At 48.9% G+C, this 15701-nt stretch carries 16 protein-coding genes; 7 read left to right on the top strand and 9 right to left on the bottom strand.

Going from position 1 to position 15701, the window contains the following annotated elements:
* Positions 1-2 precede the first annotated feature (2 nt).
* The 4 genes from dsbC to mtnN all read left to right on the top strand — a co-directional run bounded on the left by dsbC (position 3) and on the right by mtnN (position 4097).
* On the top strand, positions 3-689 hold the full coding sequence (gene dsbC / locus OA57_RS06140; RefSeq protein ID WP_034614944.1) for a bifunctional protein-disulfide isomerase/oxidoreductase DsbC: 687 nt from the start codon (positions 3-5) through the stop codon (positions 687-689).
* A gap of 74 nt (positions 690-763) precedes the next feature.
* The gene (gene recJ / locus OA57_RS06135; RefSeq protein WP_034614940.1) at positions 764-2479 is read left to right on the top strand and encodes a single-stranded-DNA-specific exonuclease RecJ; all 1716 of its coding nucleotides are present in this window, start codon (positions 764-766) and stop codon (positions 2477-2479) included.
* Positions 2480-2574: 95 nt separating this feature from the next.
* Positions 2575-3411, top strand: a complete 837-nt coding sequence (locus OA57_RS06130; protein ID WP_052122402.1) for a thioredoxin domain-containing protein — start codon at positions 2575-2577, stop codon at positions 3409-3411.
* The gene (gene mtnN, locus OA57_RS06125; protein ID WP_034614937.1) at positions 3408-4097 is read left to right on the top strand and encodes a 5'-methylthioadenosine/S-adenosylhomocysteine nucleosidase; all 690 of its coding nucleotides are present in this window, start codon (positions 3408-3410) and stop codon (positions 4095-4097) included. The genes OA57_RS06130 and mtnN overlap by 4 nt, the downstream gene beginning before the upstream one ends.
* A gap of 27 nt (positions 4098-4124) precedes the next feature.
* Here the strand turns inward: mtnN and OA57_RS06120 are convergent, their stop codons facing one another.
* The gene (locus OA57_RS06120) at positions 4125-4787 is read right to left on the bottom strand and encodes a trimeric intracellular cation channel family protein (protein WP_034615385.1); all 663 of its coding nucleotides are present in this window, start codon (positions 4785-4787) and stop codon (positions 4125-4127) included.
* Between the two features lie 160 nt (positions 4788-4947).
* Here OA57_RS06120 and OA57_RS06115 point away from each other — a divergent pair, with 160 nt between their 5' ends.
* Together OA57_RS06115 and OA57_RS06110 are read left to right on the top strand one after the other, a co-directional pair.
* Positions 4948-6123, top strand: a complete 1176-nt coding sequence (locus tag OA57_RS06115; protein ID WP_034614934.1) for an MFS transporter — start codon at positions 4948-4950, stop codon at positions 6121-6123.
* 348 nt (positions 6124-6471) lie between these two features.
* Positions 6472-7740: an NRAMP family divalent metal transporter gene (locus tag OA57_RS06110; RefSeq protein WP_052122401.1), complete on the top strand. Its 1269-nt coding sequence runs from the start codon at positions 6472-6474 to the stop codon at positions 7738-7740.
* A gap of 47 nt (positions 7741-7787) precedes the next feature.
* On the opposite strand, the gene crcB is transcribed toward OA57_RS06110, so the two are convergent.
* From crcB to argC, 7 genes are all read right to left on the bottom strand, one after another.
* Complete coding sequence (crcB, locus tag OA57_RS06105; protein WP_034614931.1) at positions 7788-8162, bottom strand: fluoride efflux transporter CrcB; 375 nt, start codon at positions 8160-8162, stop codon at positions 7788-7790.
* Positions 8163-8164: 2 nt separating this feature from the next.
* Complete coding sequence (locus tag OA57_RS06100) at positions 8165-8779, bottom strand: glutathione S-transferase N-terminal domain-containing protein (RefSeq protein ID WP_034614929.1); 615 nt, start codon at positions 8777-8779, stop codon at positions 8165-8167.
* Between the two features lie 19 nt (positions 8780-8798).
* Positions 8799-9620 carry a Cof-type HAD-IIB family hydrolase gene (locus OA57_RS06095; protein WP_034614926.1) on the bottom strand — a complete coding sequence of 274 codons (822 nt, stop codon included), beginning with the start codon at positions 9618-9620 and terminating at the stop codon, positions 8799-8801.
* Between the two features lie 112 nt (positions 9621-9732).
* Entirely contained in the window at positions 9733-10035 is a 303-nt protein-coding gene (locus OA57_RS06090; protein WP_034614924.1) for a DUF2288 domain-containing protein, read from the bottom strand.
* Between the two features lie 180 nt (positions 10036-10215).
* Positions 10216-11589: an argininosuccinate lyase gene (gene argH, locus OA57_RS06085; protein ID WP_034614923.1), complete on the bottom strand. Its 1374-nt coding sequence runs from the start codon at positions 11587-11589 to the stop codon at positions 10216-10218.
* A gap of 54 nt (positions 11590-11643) precedes the next feature.
* Positions 11644-12417 carry an acetylglutamate kinase gene (gene argB, locus OA57_RS06080; protein ID WP_034614921.1) on the bottom strand — a complete coding sequence of 258 codons (774 nt, stop codon included), beginning with the start codon at positions 12415-12417 and terminating at the stop codon, positions 11644-11646.
* A 16-nt stretch (positions 12418-12433) separates the two neighbouring features.
* Positions 12434-13456 (bottom strand): N-acetyl-gamma-glutamyl-phosphate reductase, encoded by a 1023-nt coding sequence (gene argC, locus OA57_RS06075; protein ID WP_034614919.1) that lies wholly within the window; start codon positions 13454-13456, stop codon positions 12434-12436.
* Positions 13457-13618: 162 nt separating this feature from the next.
* On the opposite strand from argC, the gene argE reads away from it, so the two are divergent.
* Entirely contained in the window at positions 13619-14764 is a 1146-nt protein-coding gene (argE, locus tag OA57_RS06070) for an acetylornithine deacetylase (RefSeq protein ID WP_200883603.1), read from the top strand.
* Positions 14765-14819: 55 nt separating this feature from the next.
* On the opposite strand, the gene OA57_RS06065 is transcribed toward argE, so the two are convergent.
* Complete coding sequence (locus tag OA57_RS06065) at positions 14820-15650, bottom strand: endonuclease/exonuclease/phosphatase family protein (protein ID WP_034614916.1); 831 nt, start codon at positions 15648-15650, stop codon at positions 14820-14822.
* Positions 15651-15701 lie beyond the last annotated feature (51 nt).

Genomic DNA, 15701 nt, shown 5'->3' with positions numbered 1-15701 from the left:
TCATGAAAAAATCCATTTTATTGTTCAGCGCCGTGTTCAGCACTGCCGCCTTGGCATCGAATGCCGTGATCAACCAGAATTTAGCGGCGTTGGGTATGACTAATGTTCAGGTGCAGGCTTCACCATTGAAAGGGATCCAATCGGTTGTCGCCGATCAGGGCGTTTTTTATGTCTCTGATGACGGCAATTATATTTTGCGCGGCGATCTGTTCGAGTTGAAAAACGGCGATTTGGTCAATCTCAGCGAGCGGATGCTGTTTGATAAACTGAATGCCTTTGCCGATCAAATGATTGTTTATCCGGCAAAAAATGAAAAATATGTCGTGACCGTATTTATGGATATTACTTGCCATTACTGCCATTTGCTCTACAGCAAAAAGCAGGAATATAACGATTTAGGTATCACCTTGCGCTTCCTGGCATTTCCGCGCGGCGGACTGGAAACGCAGACCGCCCGGCAAATGGAAGCGATCTGGCAGGCGAAAGATCGTAATGAAGCGCTGGATAAAGCCGAAAACGGCGAGTTGCCGAAAGCACTGAAAACCCCGGATATTGTCGCCCGGCACTATGCGTTGGGGCGTCAATACGGCGTACGCGGTACACCGAGCATTATTACCGACAGCGGCGAAATGCTTGGCGGTTATTTGCCGCCGAAAGAGTTATTGGACGTGTTGCAGGATTCCCAATAACCTGACCAAGCGGGGCGTAAGCCCCGTGATATGACCGCACTTATCCGTTTTATCAACAAGGCGTAACCGATTCCGTGAATAAAATTATTTGCCGCCGCCAACCGCAGCTTGTGTTGCCGTTGGCGGATCATCCGTTGCTTGACCGCATATTTTCCGCCCGTAATATTCAGCATAAACACCAACTTGACCGCACTTTGCAGTCGATGTTGCCGCCGCAGCGGCTGAGCGGCATACAAAGTGCGGTCGAATTATTATTGTCGGCGCATGAACAGCAGCAAAAAATCGTGATTGTCGGTGATTTTGATGCGGACGGTGCGACCAGTACCGCACTTGCGGTGTTGGCACTGCGACAACTCGGGTTCCGGCAGGTCGATTATTTAGTGCCTAACCGTTTTGAGCAGGGTTACGGATTGAGTGTCGATGTGGCAAATATGGCGTTGCAAAAGCAGGTCGACCTGCTGATTACGGTCGATAACGGCATTTCTTCCCATGACGGGGTTGACTGGATTAAAAGTCATGGTGTCAAGGTGATTGTGACCGATCACCACCTGCCGCCGAGTGTATTGCCGCAGGCGGATGCGATTGTTAATCCGAATTTGGCGGATTGTGCTTTTCCTTCGAAATCGCTGGCGGGAGTTGGTGTTACCTTCTATCTGATGTTGGCGCTGCGGGCGGCATTGCGTGATCGCAATCTGATTGCCGCCGAGGTACTGCCCAATTTTGCCGAACTGCTCGATCTGGTTGCTTTGGGTACGATTGCCGATGTTGTACCGTTGGATCAAAACAACCGTATTTTGGCTTATCAGGGCATCAGTCGGATTCGCGCGCAACGCTGTCGCTACGGGATTCAGGCATTGGCAGAGATCGCTAATCGTGATCTGAGCCGCTTTGTCGCCTCTGATCTGGGATTTTCCATCGGGCCGCGCCTTAATGCCGCCGGCCGCTTGGACAATATGAGTGTCGGGGTGGAATTGTTGCTGGCGGAAGATATGCAGACCGCCCGCAAATTGGCTTACGAATTGGATGCCTTGAACCAAACCCGTAAAGAAATCGAACAGGGCATGAAACTGGAAGCCTTGAAAATTTGTAGCAGCTTGACCGATATGGAACAGCAGTTGCCTTGGGCGATCGCACTGTATCAGGCTGATTGGCATCAAGGCGTGCTGGGGATTCTGGCGTCACGGCTTAAAGATCGTTTTCATCGGCCGGTAGTGGCGTTTGCACAAGATCAGCGCGGCATTTTGAAAGGTTCCGCGCGTTCTATTGAAGGGCTGCATATTCGTGATGCGCTGGAACGAGTGGATCAGCGCTGCCCGGGCATGATATTGAAATTCGGCGGTCATGCGATGGCGGCGGGACTGAGTATCGTCGAGACGCGGTTTAGCGAGTTTCAACAGGTTTTTGCCGATGTGGTGTGCGAGTGTTTGAGTACGGAGCAGTTGACCGGCGTGATCTGGACGGACGGCGAGTTATCGCCGCAGGAGATGAATTTAGCGACGGCAGAGCTGATTGCGGCTGCCGGCCCTTGGGGGCAGGCATTTCCGGAGCCGTTATTTGACGGGGAATTTGAGGTGTTACAGCAGCGTTTGGTCGGCGGACGCCATTTAAAAATGATGTTGCAGCCTTGCGGTGGGGCAATGTTGTTGGATGCCATCGCCTTTAATATTGATCCGCAACGTTACCCCGATTTGTCGATTAAGCGGATGAAGATCGCATATCGCTTGGATATTAATGAATTTCGGGGTAACCGCCAGTTACAGTTAATGGTAGAATATCTGCAACCGTTATAAAAATAGCGTAAAATAGTCGATACGGAAATTCGGGATTGTATCGCAAGTGCGGTACAAAAAGTCAGATAAACGTGCAGGGTGTATTAAGTTATCGAATGAAAACCCAAAAAAGTTGGTTGCTGCTGGTCAGTGCTTTTTTCTCTTTTTATACTTCGCAAGTTACGGCTCAGGCAGGCACAGTAGAGCAGGCCGAAAATCAACGCATACAACCGACCTATGCACTGCCGACTGAAGCAACGGCGGCAGATGCGGATAATGGTGAAACTGAATCCCGAATAACATCGGGAAACGGTGAATTTGCCTTCGAAGACGGTAAAGATTACTTCTCTTATACGATCCCGATTAAATCCAATCCGATTGATAATCGGATCGAAATTAAACTGTTTTTTACTTATGAATGCGCCTATTGCCTGACTGCTTTCGATAACTTAAGTCTGTATCAGCGCTTGCATGATGAACAGATCCGCTTGATTTTACAGCCGATTGCCGCAGACGAAGCGCTGTTCGGACCAAATGTCTATTACAGTCTGCTCAATTTGGACAGAGCGGGATTGGCGGAGTTGTTGCTGTTTGACAGTGCCGAACAGCAGGGCAAGGCCTCATTGGTGGAAGGCGAAAACTTATACCACTGGCTGATCAGTCATAACGTGGCACTGGATCAATTTCTAATGCAGCTCAAGTCGCAAGCGATTGCTGCAAAAGCAAAAGAGGCTGTCGATCTGACGGAAAAATACGGGGTTTTCACTAGTCCGTTTGTGGTGATTGACGGGCAATATGTGTTGACCAGCAGCACGTTATACAATGACGATTATACTTTTGCAGTGATGGATTTTTTAATCTCACGGATTTTACAGCAAAAACAGCCTAAAAATCACTTTATTGTCGGAACGGACGGCAACCCCAATAACCAAAATAATGAAGGAATGAGATGAAAATCGGAATTGTCGGTGCAATGGCGCAAGAAGTTGAAATTTTATGCAATAAAATGACCGGGCTGACCAGCCGCAAGGTCGGCAGTTGTACGATTTATCAGGGCAATCTGGCCGGCACGGAAACGGCATTGGTACAGTCGGGCATCGGCAAGACGGCGGCGGCGATGGCAACGACCGCGCTGATTTTATTGGCTAAACCGGATTGTGTCATCAATACCGGTTCTGCCGGCGGCATTTCGGCGGCATTGAATATCGGCGATGTGATTATTTCCGATGAAACGGCGTATCACGATGCCGATGTGACGGTCTTCGGCTATGCCAAAGGGCAGTTGCCCGCCTGTCCGCCTACATTCCCTTCTAATCAGGCATTAATCGAATTGGCGGAAAAAGCATTGCAGACACAAGGCAAAAGTGCGGTCAAAGGGCTGGTTTGCAGCGGTGATGTGTTCTGTAACGGCGAGCAGCAAATTGCAAAAATCAAAGCGGATTTCCCGCAAGCGGTTGCGGTCGAAATGGAAGCGGCGGCCATTGCTCAAGTGTGTTTCGCGTTTGACCTGCCGTTTGTCGTCGTGCGGGCGGTGTCCGATGTTGCCGACAAAGAATCGCACATTTCGTTTGATGAGTTCTTGCCGTTGGCGGCACAGCAGTCGTCGGAAATGGTACTGGCAATGTTGACGGAGCTGTAAAACCGCGCCAATATTGCCGCCGGACTGCTATTTTTTGCGGTTTTGTCGTAGTTTTTGCAGGAGCGGGCGGTAATTTTCTTCCTGTTCCTGATAGTCAAAAACCGGCAGTGATAAATGGAAATAAATCGCCAATAAACGTAGGCCGAAACCGCTAATCAAGGTGACAATCACCACCATATTGTGCGTAATCCCCAAATAAGGCAAGCCAAGATAAATAACGGTGGAAAGCAGGGCGACACTGGCATACAGCTCTTTTTGAAAGACCAAAGGAATACGGTTGCACAGCAGATCGCGCAGCACACCGCCGAAAGCGCCGGTTACCACCGCTGCAACCGAGGCGATAATGAAACCGTGTCCCATATCCAGCGCCACTTGAGCGCCGATAATCGAAAAAACGATCAGCCCTAAGGCATCCAAGACCAAGAATACGGTGCGAAAATAGCGCATTAACGGTGCGATAAACACCGTGAGCACCGCTGCACCGGCAACAATCAGAATATATTCGGGGTGGGCGACCCAGCCGAGCGGATAGTGTCCGAGCAGCATATCCCGAATGGAACCGCCGCCGATTGCCGTCATCGAAGCGATGATAATCACCCCGAACAGATCCATTTTTTCACGTCCGGCAGCCAGCGCACCGGTGATGGCTTCCGCAGTGATGCCGATAATATAAAGCACGGTCAGTAACATAATGAAGAGTATCGAAAGAAAAAACAGGTAGCATAGCGTAAGCGGATTTGCCGATGAGATAAAGAAAAATTTGATGTCGGCGACATTTTTTCGATCAGCGGCTTGTTTAAACCGCACTTCGGGTTATGATGTAATCAAATTGTTATAAAAAAGAAACAACATGATTAAAAGTAAAACCAGAGATTATTTCTGGGCAACCTTGGTACTATCGGTTTCTTCTTTTCTGGTGTTTGCCAATTTATATGTGGTGCAGCCGCTGCTATCGATGTTTGCCGAGGGCTATGATATTTCCCTCAATCTGGCAAACTGGGTTTTTGCCTCGGCATCGCTGGGCATGAGCCTGTGTTTGATTCCGTGGGCGCTGTTGGCGGATCGTTACGGGCGCAGACTGGTGATGCTGCTCAGTCTGGGATTGTCAGCCCTATTTTCGCTCAGTCTGGTATTCAGTGATTCAGTGACGATGTGGATTGTGCTGCGCCTTCTGCAGGGCATTGCGCTGGCGGGGTTGCCGGCGGTGGCGATTGCCTATATCAGCGAAGAATTCGAGGCGGAGGCGGTGATTCCTGCGGTCGGAATTTATATTGCGGCGAATTCCATCGGCGGCATTTCCGGTCGTATTCTTGGCGGTACGTTGGCGGAAATGTTCGGGTTAACCGCGCCGATGCTGCTGACCGCACTTTTAACGCTGCTTGGTGCGCTGCTGACCTATTTTTGTCTGCCGAAAGAGCGCTATTTCAAGGCGCAGTCGTTAGCATTTCAGACCATTCTGTGCAATCTTTGCGGACATATCAAGAATCCACTGTTGTGGCGTACTTTTTTAATCGGCGGAATCTGTTTCGGCATGTTCGTCAATATGTTTTCAGTCATCGGATTACGATTGCAGCAGGCGCCTTGGCTGTTCAGCACTTTGCAGGTTTCGCTGTTGTTTCTTTGCTATCTGAGCGGAACCTTTGCCGCCTCGATGGCGGGGCGTTTTAGCCGTCGTTTTAACGCCCCGCGCGGAATGTTGTTCGGTTGGCTGTTATTGATGTGCGGTATGTTGTTGTTGATCAGCAATTCGGTTCTGATTCTGATTGCCGGTTTGTTGCTGTGCAGTATCGGTTTCTTTTTTACTCATGCTTTGGCCAGTGCATGGGTCGGCAAAAATGCCGCTCATGCCAGAGCGCTGGCATCCGCACTTTACCTTTCCAGTTATTATCTGGGCGCCAGCATCGGCGGCAATTATTTGTTGACGGTTTGGCAACGGCTGGGCTGGCAGTGGGTTGCGCCGTCCGCCATGCTGTTGCTGCTTTTGGTATTGTTGCTGCTGCTAGGCATGTTTAAGCCTCGTTCATAGTGATCCCGCTTTTAAAGGACTTTCTGCTGTCCGCTTTTTGTGACTGTTATTTCAGAAATTATTAAAGTAGATTGATAATCCCTTAAATAATCAGTAAACTCAAACCCCCTGTCGGTAAAGGCAAGTGGGCTTTATAAAAATGTAAACAGTTTTTTATTTTGTTTATTTGATAATATATGGCGTTTTATGCTGATTTGTTTGCTAATTAAAGTATTAACATGAAGCGTTTTGGTAAAAATAGAAAATAATCGTCAAGTTTGCTTGCCGTGTCGTTTATTTTTTTAAACAGCGATTTTTATCAAATTCAGACGAAATAAGCCGTTATTTAAGAACCTTGAGAACAAAACTATGACAATCAATACAGAATCAATCCAAACAGAAGCGGTTTCTAACTGGAAAAGCAAACTGTCCGCATTAGGCCCCGGGATTTTAATGGCCTCTGCCGCCGTGGGCGGTTCACATTTAATCGCCTCCACCCAGTCCGGGGCGATTTACGGCTGGCAATTGGCGATTATTATCATTTTGGCCAATCTGTTTAAATATCCGTTTTTCCGTTTCGGCGCACAATATACGCTGGATACCGGTAATACCCTGTTGGAAGGCTATCGTCAGAAAGGGCAATTTTATTTATGGATTTTTGCGGTGCTGAATGTCTTTGCCGCAATCATTAACACCGCCGCAGTCGGATTACTGTGTGCCGTGATTCTCTCTTTCGTGCTGCCGTTTAGTGTGCCGATGCCGCTCTTAAGTACGGTCGTGTTGCTGATTAGCCTGTTGTTACTGCTATTGGGTAAATACCGGGTGCTGGATACGGTTTCCAAAATTATCATGATCAGCTTGACCATCGCGACCGTAAGTGCGGTGGTGATAGCGATGAGCCGTGGTGCGGTCGCTGCGCCCGACTATGTGAGTGCAACGCCTTGGAATCTGGGCGCGTTGGCATTTATCGTCGCATTAATGGGCTGGATGCCGGCGCCGATCGAAATTTCCGCCATCAATTCGATGTGGGTGGTGGCGAAGCGCCGTCTGACAAAAGTCTCTTACCGTGACGGGCTGTTCGATTTCAACGTCGGTTATATAGGTACTGCGATTCTGGCCTTGGTGTTTCTGGCGCTGGGGGCTTTGGTTCAACACGGTTCCGGCGTGGAAGTCGAGCGGGTCGGCGGCAGATATATTGCCCAGTTGATCAATATGTACGCGGTGACTATCGGTGAATGGTCCCGCCTGCTGATTGCGTTTATCGCTTTCGCCTGCATGTTCGGCACCACGATCACCGTGATCGACGGCTACAGCCGGACTAATGTGGAAGCATTACGTCTGATTTTGAAGAAACAGGAAACCAGACAGGGCTTTTTGAATCTGTCGATGGTGTTCACCACATTATCCGGCTTGGTGGTATTATTCTTCTTTAATAATGCGTTAGCGCCAATGTTGCAATTTGCGATGATTGCTTCTTTTGTTTCTACACCGATTTTCGCTACCTTGAATTTGTTGTTGGTGATGAAAGGCGAACATAAAATCAGCAAAGGCCTATATTGGCTGTCGGTTATCGGTTTGATCTATTTGACTGCATTTGCGCTGTTGTTTATCGTACAGCAATTGGGCGGATTGGGCTAACACTGACCACAGTGTGTATAAAAAAGAGCGGTTTTATCCGCTCTTTTTTATTGCCAAACCCGCCACAAATAAACGCCAAGTGCGGTACAGAGTAATGCTCCGAACAGATGAACGGAGATGATACTGAGGGCGTTAAGCCATTTGTCGTGCATCAACTTCTCGATTACTTCGGCGGAAAATGCCGAAAACGTGGTGAAGCTGCCCAAAAAGCCGGTAACCAGAAACAATCGCCATTCGGCACTGATTGTCGGAAAGTCGGCAACTGCACCCATTAACACACCGATTAACAAACTGCCGAAGCAATTGACGAAAGCCGTGCCGAGCGCCAGTTGGCTCAGCAGCGGGTTCAGCAATAACGATAATGCCCAGCGCGCGCTTGCGCCTAAACCGGCACCGCAACACAGCAGCAACAGCATTTTCATGATTATGACTGATAAGGTTTGGTTTGTGCCAGACAGGCATATCGATTGTTCATTTCCTGCGCCCATTGATCCAGCCGTGGTACGACTTGCTGCGGATTGATGCCGATAACATTCCGTCTGAAATGGAAAAAATCGATTACGCAGACGATATACAGTGTTGCGATATTCAGTTCGCTGCCGAGCTGATCCAAATGTTGTTCCAGATAGCACAATGAGCGGATATTGCGTTCGATCAACTGTTGATGGCGGCTGTCCCACCATTCGCTTTGATCGCGCATCATTCGCTCACCCAGATACAGCAAGGTATTTTCCATAATGCCGTCGGCAACGGCGTGGAAGTTCAATATTGGCCAACGCTGTTCACCTTGCGGGAAAAGTGCGGTATTTGCGCCTAAATTATCCAGATATTCGGCTATCAAGGTGCTGTTAAACAGCCATTCGCCCTGCTCGGTTTGCAGCGCCGGAATGCGCCCCAACGGATTATCCCGATTGTGAGGGGAATCGGCCTTGGCGGCGACAGTAGCCATTAATTCGACTTGGGCGTCAAGTCGGTGATGTGCGATCACCGACCGCACTTTGCGCACAAAAGGGCTGGTGGTGGAGTACCAAAGTTTCATGTTATACCTCTTGCTATGGTTAAATCAGACGGAATAATGCGCGTAAATAGGCGGCAACCGATTCATCACGGTTCAGCCCGATTGGCTGCAAGTGCGGTAGCGCCGCTTTGACACGGGGATCGGCATTGCCCATCACACAACCGCGTCCGACCTCGGTCAGCATTTCGATGTCGTTCATGCCGTCGCCGAATGCAATGCAATCCGCTAATTCATAGTCACGGCTTTGAAGTAAATGTGCCAGCGCATTGGCTTTGGTGACGCCCTGATTCATAATTTCCAGACAAATCGGCGTGGAGTAGGTCATACTGACTTTTTCACTGTAATGTTGACGGATATAGTGCTCAATCGATGCTAAATCCTCGGCGGTTTTGCCGATGAAAAACACTTTTTCCGTGCCTTTGCCGTGATGGCGAGAAAAATCAACCACGTTGTAATCGAAGCCCGAATCTTTATGATATTTACGCAACTGTTTCAAATCGATATTGATAAACCAACCGTCGTCCTGATAGGTATTCAGCACGATCCGAGTCGGATCAAAGTCAATATTCATTAGTTCGAAAGCGATATTTTCTTGCAGACTGTTGCTGTACAGCAGATTGCCGTGCAAATCGTGAATCCGTGCCCCGTTAGAGGTGATCATGGCGGCTCGTTCGGCGTCGATTTTTTTCAAAATATGAGACACGTCAGTGTGATTGCGGCCTGATGCCAACACGATGTCAATACCTTGATTTTCCAAGCGCTTAAGAGTTTCTGCGCTGTAATTGCCGACGATATGTTGATGGGTGAGAAGCGTGCCGTCCAAATCGGAGACAACGGCACGGAAAGTGCGGTTAAAAGTCATATCAAATCCTGAATAAAAAGAAAGGGAATTGCATTTTATGATAGCAAAGTGTGCTGCTGATTGTCGGATTATTTTCGGTTTATCTGTAAACGGAATTAGGACTTGCGGCGGTTTATTGCAAGGTTTCCGCCACCGGCTGTGCCAACACCCACGGCGCCAACACCACCGCCCACATCAGTTGATTATCTTGATAAAACTGTCGTGCCTGAGTTTCCGTCACTGCATAAAGCCGTTTCTGTGCGATTAAAGCCGCAATATAGCGACTGTTATCCTGCACCATTGCCTGCGCCACTTCAAGTAAATCGAGATCGGGATCAATATACAGGACTTTGCCGCGGGCAAAGTGCGGTTGGAGTTCATGCCAATGAATTTTGGCGGTTTGTTGGTTGAGGTTAGTCGTCTTATCTGTCTGCATAATACTTCAGAAGAAAAATAATTGCTGTAACCGATGATATGATAACAACGGCATGAATCACGGCAGTTGTGATTCTCAACCTTGACTGTTTGCACACCACATGAAAGTTCTTGCCAAAAATACGCTATTAATCAAGAAAATACTAACCGCATATCAAATATATGCGGTTAGTCAATACGGTTATGCCGACCGCACTTTGGCGTCGGCGATCGCTTCACTGACACGTTGCGGGGCGACGCCGCCTTTGGCGCAGCGTTTGTCGAGGCAAGATTGTAACGATAAGATCGGATAAACGTCTTGCTCGATCACAGCGTTAAAACGTTTGAATTCGGCAAGTGAGAGCGCTTCTAAGGCTTTTTGTTGTCCAATCGCATATACCACGGCCTCCCCGACGATATGGTGAGAATCACGGAACGGAATACCTTTGGCGACCAGATAATCCGCCAGTTCGGTGGCATTGGCATAGCCTTTCAGTGCCGCTTCTTTGGTTTTTTCCGTATTGACTTTAATGTCTTCCAACACCAAGGTTGCCATGTCCAGACAATCATGCCAAGTGTCCAACGCATCGAAAATGCCTTCTTTGTCTTCCTGCATATCTTTGTTATACGCCAGCGGCAGACCTTTAACCGTCATTAGCATACCGTTCAGTGCGCCGACCACGCGTCCGGTTTTGCCGCGAATCAGTTCGCAGGCGTCCGGATTTTTCTTTTGCGGCATTAAAGACGAACCGGAGGTGACTTTATCCGACAACTCGACGAAATTGGCTTCGCCGCTGTTAAAGATGATCAGATCCTCGGCAAAACGGGAGAGGTGAACCATACTCAATGATGCGACTGATAACAGCTCGATAATATGATCGCGATCGGAAACGGTATCCAAACTGTTATGCGTTGCGAAGGCAAAGCCCAAATCCTGAGCCAGTTGTTCGCGATCAATCGCATAGGCTGTGCCGGCGAGTGCGCCGCAGCCGAGCGGACAGCTGTTCATGCGTTGATAGGCATCAGCCAAGCGGGAATAATCCCGATCCAGCATTTCGAAATATGCCAAACACCAGTGGGCGAAAGTGACCGGCTGCGCCCGTTGTAAATGGGTGTAGCCCGGCATGACCGCATGTTGATTGGCTTCGGCGGTGGCAATCAGTTTGCGTTGCAATTGACGAAGAGACTTTTGCAGTTCGGTGACTTGCTGTTTGCACCAGAGTTTAATATCAAGGGCGACTTGATCGTTGCGGCTGCGCCCGGTGTGCAGTTTTTTGCCCAGATCGCCGACTTTTTCAATCAGTTTGCTTTCCACCCAACTGTGAATGTCTTCGTGATCGTCTTGCAGAATCATTTGCGGTTCGGCGGCAACTACGGTATGCAGCGCCGACAAGGCTTGTTCCAATTGCTGTTGTTCGGCTGCCGTCAGTACGCCAACCGCAGCCAGCGCTTTCGACCAACCGATTGAACCCTCGATATCCTGTTCCGCCAAACGGTAGTCAAAGACCAGTGAATCGTTAAATTGTTTAAAACGTTGATCCGCCGCTTGCGTAAAGCGTCCGCCCCAAAGTGCCATAGTGTCCCTCTTTATAATCGTATAGTCGTTATCTGTTTATCAATATGAATTGCTTTACGGCTGAATGCGTGTTCCCACGATTTCACCGCTCAAAAGTGCGGTCAGCCGGTCGGGGTGTTTCCAGTTGGCGATGTCCACGCCGCGCCCTAAATCTTTTGCCGCTTCCAGTGCGGCATTGACTTTGACGATCATGCCGTCGGTGATCACTTTGTCGGCAATCAACTGCGCAATTTGTGCGGCATTCAATTCGGGAATGCGGCGTTTGTCGGCATCCAACACGCCGTCGACATCGGACAGCATCACTAAATCGGCATCAATCAGTTTGGCAATGGTGATCGCCGCTTGATCGGCATTGACATTCATCAGTCGCCCTTGGTTGTCCAGCCCGATCGAGCTGATAATCGGCAGAAAATCGGCTTGCAGCAATTGCTGCAATAATGTCGGATTTTTCGGCACGACATTGGCAACGTGCCCCAGTTCCGGATCAAATTGGTGCGCCTCGGTCATGTTGCCGTCCGCCAAAAACAGCCCGACCGCACTTAACTGCATAGTCAGCGCCTTGGCAAGCAGGGTTTTATTGGCAATGCCGGCAAGCGCAGCGACAATAATATCGATTTGATCGCTTGGCGTCACCCGTAAACCGTTTTTCTTCTGTACCGGCAGATCCAGTTTTTTCATCAGATTATCGACCACAATGCCGCCGCCGTGCACGATCACAATCGAGCGGTTATGGCTGCGGCGGTAATCGGCAAGTGCGGTCAGCAGGTTATCCATCGCCTGCGGGTTGTCGAGCAGCACGCCGCCGACTTTGAGAACAAGTGCTTTCATTCCATCGTCCTGTGTATTAAAAGAGACCGGTGGTTTCCGGGAAGTCGTAACGGATATTGGCACATTGTACCGCCTGTGCCGATGCGCCTTTCAGCAAGTTGTCTTCCGCACCGACGATAATAATGTGGTTGTCTTTGACCGCAAAGGCGATATCGCAAAACGGCGTAAATTCCACTTGCTTGATTGACGGAAAGTGACGACCGCACAGGCGCAGCAGCGGTCGGCCGTGATAAGCCTGTTCAAATGCCTGTTGTACCTGTTCGGCGGTGACGCCGTCTTTCAGCTTGGCGGTGATGGTCGCCAGAATGCCGCGTTTAAAATTACCCAAGTGCGGTGTAAAAATCACCTCACAGCCTAAATGTGTTGCGATTTCCGGTTGGTGGCGATGGTTGAATACGCCGTACGGATTCAAGCTGACCTCACAGAAACTGCTGTTTAAAGCGGCTTTGCGTCCTGCACCGCTGACGCCGCTGACGGCGTTGATCACCGGCAGTTGCGAGCGGTCGATCAACTCGTTTTCCAATAGCGGTTTCAGGCTCAATTGCGATACGGTCGGATAACAGCCGGCGACGGCGACCAGATCGGTTTGTTTGATTTGTTCGTGATTCCATTCCGCCAAGCCGTAAACCGCACTTTGCAACAGTTGCGGATATTGATGTTCAAAGCCATAATATTGCGGATAGAATTCCGTGTTGTTGACCCGATAAGCGCCTGACAAATCAAACACCTGACAGCCGTTATTCAGGAAAATCGGCGCGTAATCGTGGCTGACCTCATGGGCGGTGGCGAGAAAGACCGTATCGCACTGCTGCGCTAAGCGTGCGATGTCGGCTTCGTCCGGCGGCAGCGGCTGTAACGGCAGATCGACTACACTGCGCAGCTGCGGATAGAGAACGGAAATCGCTTTGCCGGCGTCGGCACTGTTGGTCGAAACATACAGCCCGCTCAGTTCAAAGTGCGGGTGGCGGTTTAAAATCAGGGCAAGTTCTGCGCCGGTGTAGCCGCTGGCACCGACAATGATGGCTTTTAATTTTGACATAGGGTACGCTAGTCCTTATAACATAAACGAAGGTCGACAGACTTGACTATTGTATGTGATTTATACACGATTTGCACCAACCTTAAACAAGGTTTAAAGATAAATAATTATGCGATATTTTGCATAATTAATCATGCTAACGCAATGATAATTTAAGGAATGATGATGGCAGTCCCACAATTTCTCGATTTATACCGTACGTTGATCGGCTTGCCGACGATCAGCAGCTTGGAAGCGGCGGAGGATCAATCCAACCGCACTTTGATTGAAACTTTGGCGCAGTGGCTTGAGACGCTCGGTTTTAACACCGAGATTATGGCGGTGGAAGGCTCGCGCGATAAATATAATCTGCTGGCGACTTACGGCGAGGGCGAAGGCGGATTGCTGCTGGCAGGGCATACCGATACCGTGCCGTTTGATCAAGGGCGTTGGACGTTCGACCCGTTCAAACTGACTGAAAAAGACGGCAAGTTTTACGGGCTGGGCACGGCGGACATGAAAGGCTTTTTTGCTTTTATCGTCGATATTGTTGCCAATCTGGAGTTGAAAAGCCTGAAAAAACCGTTGCGGATTTTGGCCACCGCCGATGAAGAAACCACCATGCTCGGCGCAAGAACCTTTGCACGGCACAGCCATATTCGACCGGATTGCGCGATTATCGGCGAGCCGTCATCACTGAAGCCGATTCGTGCGCATAAAGGCTACATGGGCAATGCCGTTCGTGTGGTGGGGAAATCGGGGCATTCCAGTGATCCTGATAAAGGCATTAATGCGATTGAAATTATGCACCAAGCTACGGGGCATTTGATCGATTTGAAAAACAGTCTGCGGGAAAAATATCGCCACGACGGTTTTGTGATACCCTATCCGACAATGAATCTGGGCAACATTCACGGCGGTGATGCACTCAATCGGATTTGTGCCTGCTGTGAGTTGCAGTTTGATATTCGTCCGTTGCCAAATCTGGAATTGAAAGATTTAAGTGAAATGATGCAACACGCGTTGCAGCCGTTAATTGAACGTTGGGGCGATCGGGTTACGCTGACCGCACTTTACGAACCGATTCCGGGCTATGAATGTCCGCATTCGGCGCAGGTGGTGCAGGTGGTGGAAAAATTGTTGGGCGAAAAAGCCGAAACCGTCAATTACTGCACCGAAGCGCCGTTTATCCAACAACTTTGTCCGACCTTAGTGCTGGGTCCCGGCTCCATCGAACAGGCACACCAACCGGACGAATTTTTGGAAACCAAATATGTACAGCCGACAAGGGACTTATTGGCGAAATTGATTGGGCATTTTTGCGGGTAAATAAAAAAGGTCAGGTTTATATGGTAAACCCGACCTCATGAATGGATTTAAAAAATTATTTTACAGCATAAGACACTTTTACGGGATAATGATCCGAGGCAAGATTGGTGGCGTCATTGACTAAAATCAGGCTTTCTTTTACCTTTAAGCCATCATTATTTTTAGACAGGATATAATCAATAATCCATGGTTTATCCGGTTCACTTTGCCCTGTTAGGGTACTGTCAATGCGCCACCCCTTTTCCGGCAATTTCTGCATTGTTGTCAGATTGCGATGTTGATCTTCCGGTCGAATTGACGCATTAAAATCAGCCGCAAAAATTGTAGGCAGTTGCTTATCTAAGTGCCGTTCAATTAGATTGATTTCATCGAGTTGATACGACCCTGTCGCTGTCGGTTCATTACGGTGGGTTAAGTGGGAAGCAATAAATTGGAACGGTTTACCGTCAATCTCAAACAATGCGATACCGGCGGAACGTGCACCATCACCGTTTTCTGATTCCGGCAGAGAAACGACCTCATACTGTTTCAACGTCAGTTTATCGGCGTTGTAGATAATCGCATTCCCGTAATGTCCGCCTTTAAACGCAATGGCGGGCGCCGCGAGTGATTTCCAGTTGCCTTTCTGATGTGTATTGCTTAAATCATAAGCTATTTTGGCAGGTTGATTGACGAATCCGGTACGATCATTTGCCAAATCCATTTCTTGTAAAGCGACCAAATCTACGCCTAAATCCGCAATAATGGCAGTTGGGCGAGCCAGATCGACAACATTATCGTTTCCTTGTCCATGTTTTAAGTTATAGGTTGCAACATCGAGAGCATTGGCACTGAGCGCACAGATCCCAAGCCCACAGACTAAAACGAATTTTAATTTTTGAAACATATCACACCTCTTTTTTATTGAATTATATTTGGTTAACGGCTTCAGATAAGT

It is taken from the genome of Chelonobacter oris (assembly GCF_000772535.1).
GTDB classification, from domain to species: domain Bacteria; phylum Pseudomonadota; class Gammaproteobacteria; order Enterobacterales; family Pasteurellaceae; genus Chelonobacter; species Chelonobacter oris.
This window is presented reverse-complemented; position numbering and strand designations above follow the sequence as displayed.

Bases quoted from the DNA above. Each gene is read 5' to 3' on its own strand.
- dsbC (WP_034614944.1), top strand. From the start codon at position 3: ATGAAAAAATCCATTTTATTGTTCAGCGCCGTGTTCAGCACTGCCGCC.
- OA57_RS06130 (WP_052122402.1), top strand. From the start codon at position 2,575: ATGAAAACCCAAAAAAGTTGGTTGCTGCTGGTCAGTGCTTTTTTCTCT.
- mtnN (WP_034614937.1), top strand. From the start codon at position 3,408: ATGAAAATCGGAATTGTCGGTGCAATGGCGCAAGAAGTTGAAATTTTA.
- OA57_RS06120 (WP_034615385.1), bottom strand. From the start codon at position 4,787: ATGTTACTGACCGTGCTTTATATTATCGGCATCACTGCGGAAGCCATC.
- OA57_RS06115 (WP_034614934.1), top strand. From the start codon at position 4,948: ATGATTAAAAGTAAAACCAGAGATTATTTCTGGGCAACCTTGGTACTA.
- OA57_RS06110 (WP_052122401.1), top strand. From the start codon at position 6,472: ATGACAATCAATACAGAATCAATCCAAACAGAAGCGGTTTCTAACTGG.
- crcB (WP_034614931.1), bottom strand. From the start codon at position 8,162: ATGAAAATGCTGTTGCTGCTGTGTTGCGGTGCCGGTTTAGGCGCAAGC.
- OA57_RS06100 (WP_034614929.1), bottom strand. From the start codon at position 8,779: ATGAAACTTTGGTACTCCACCACCAGCCCTTTTGTGCGCAAAGTGCGG.
- OA57_RS06095 (WP_034614926.1), bottom strand. From the start codon at position 9,620: ATGACTTTTAACCGCACTTTCCGTGCCGTTGTCTCCGATTTGGACGGC.
- OA57_RS06090 (WP_034614924.1), bottom strand. From the start codon at position 10,035: ATGCAGACAGATAAGACGACTAACCTCAACCAACAAACCGCCAAAATT.
- argH (WP_034614923.1), bottom strand. From the start codon at position 11,589: ATGGCACTTTGGGGCGGACGCTTTACGCAAGCGGCGGATCAACGTTTT.
- argB (WP_034614921.1), bottom strand. From the start codon at position 12,417: ATGAAAGCACTTGTTCTCAAAGTCGGCGGCGTGCTGCTCGACAACCCG.
- argC (WP_034614919.1), bottom strand. From the start codon at position 13,456: ATGTCAAAATTAAAAGCCATCATTGTCGGTGCCAGCGGCTACACCGGC.
- argE (WP_200883603.1), top strand. From the start codon at position 13,619: ATGATGGCAGTCCCACAATTTCTCGATTTATACCGTACGTTGATCGGC.
- OA57_RS06065 (WP_034614916.1), bottom strand. From the start codon at position 15,650: ATGTTTCAAAAATTAAAATTCGTTTTAGTCTGTGGGCTTGGGATCTGT.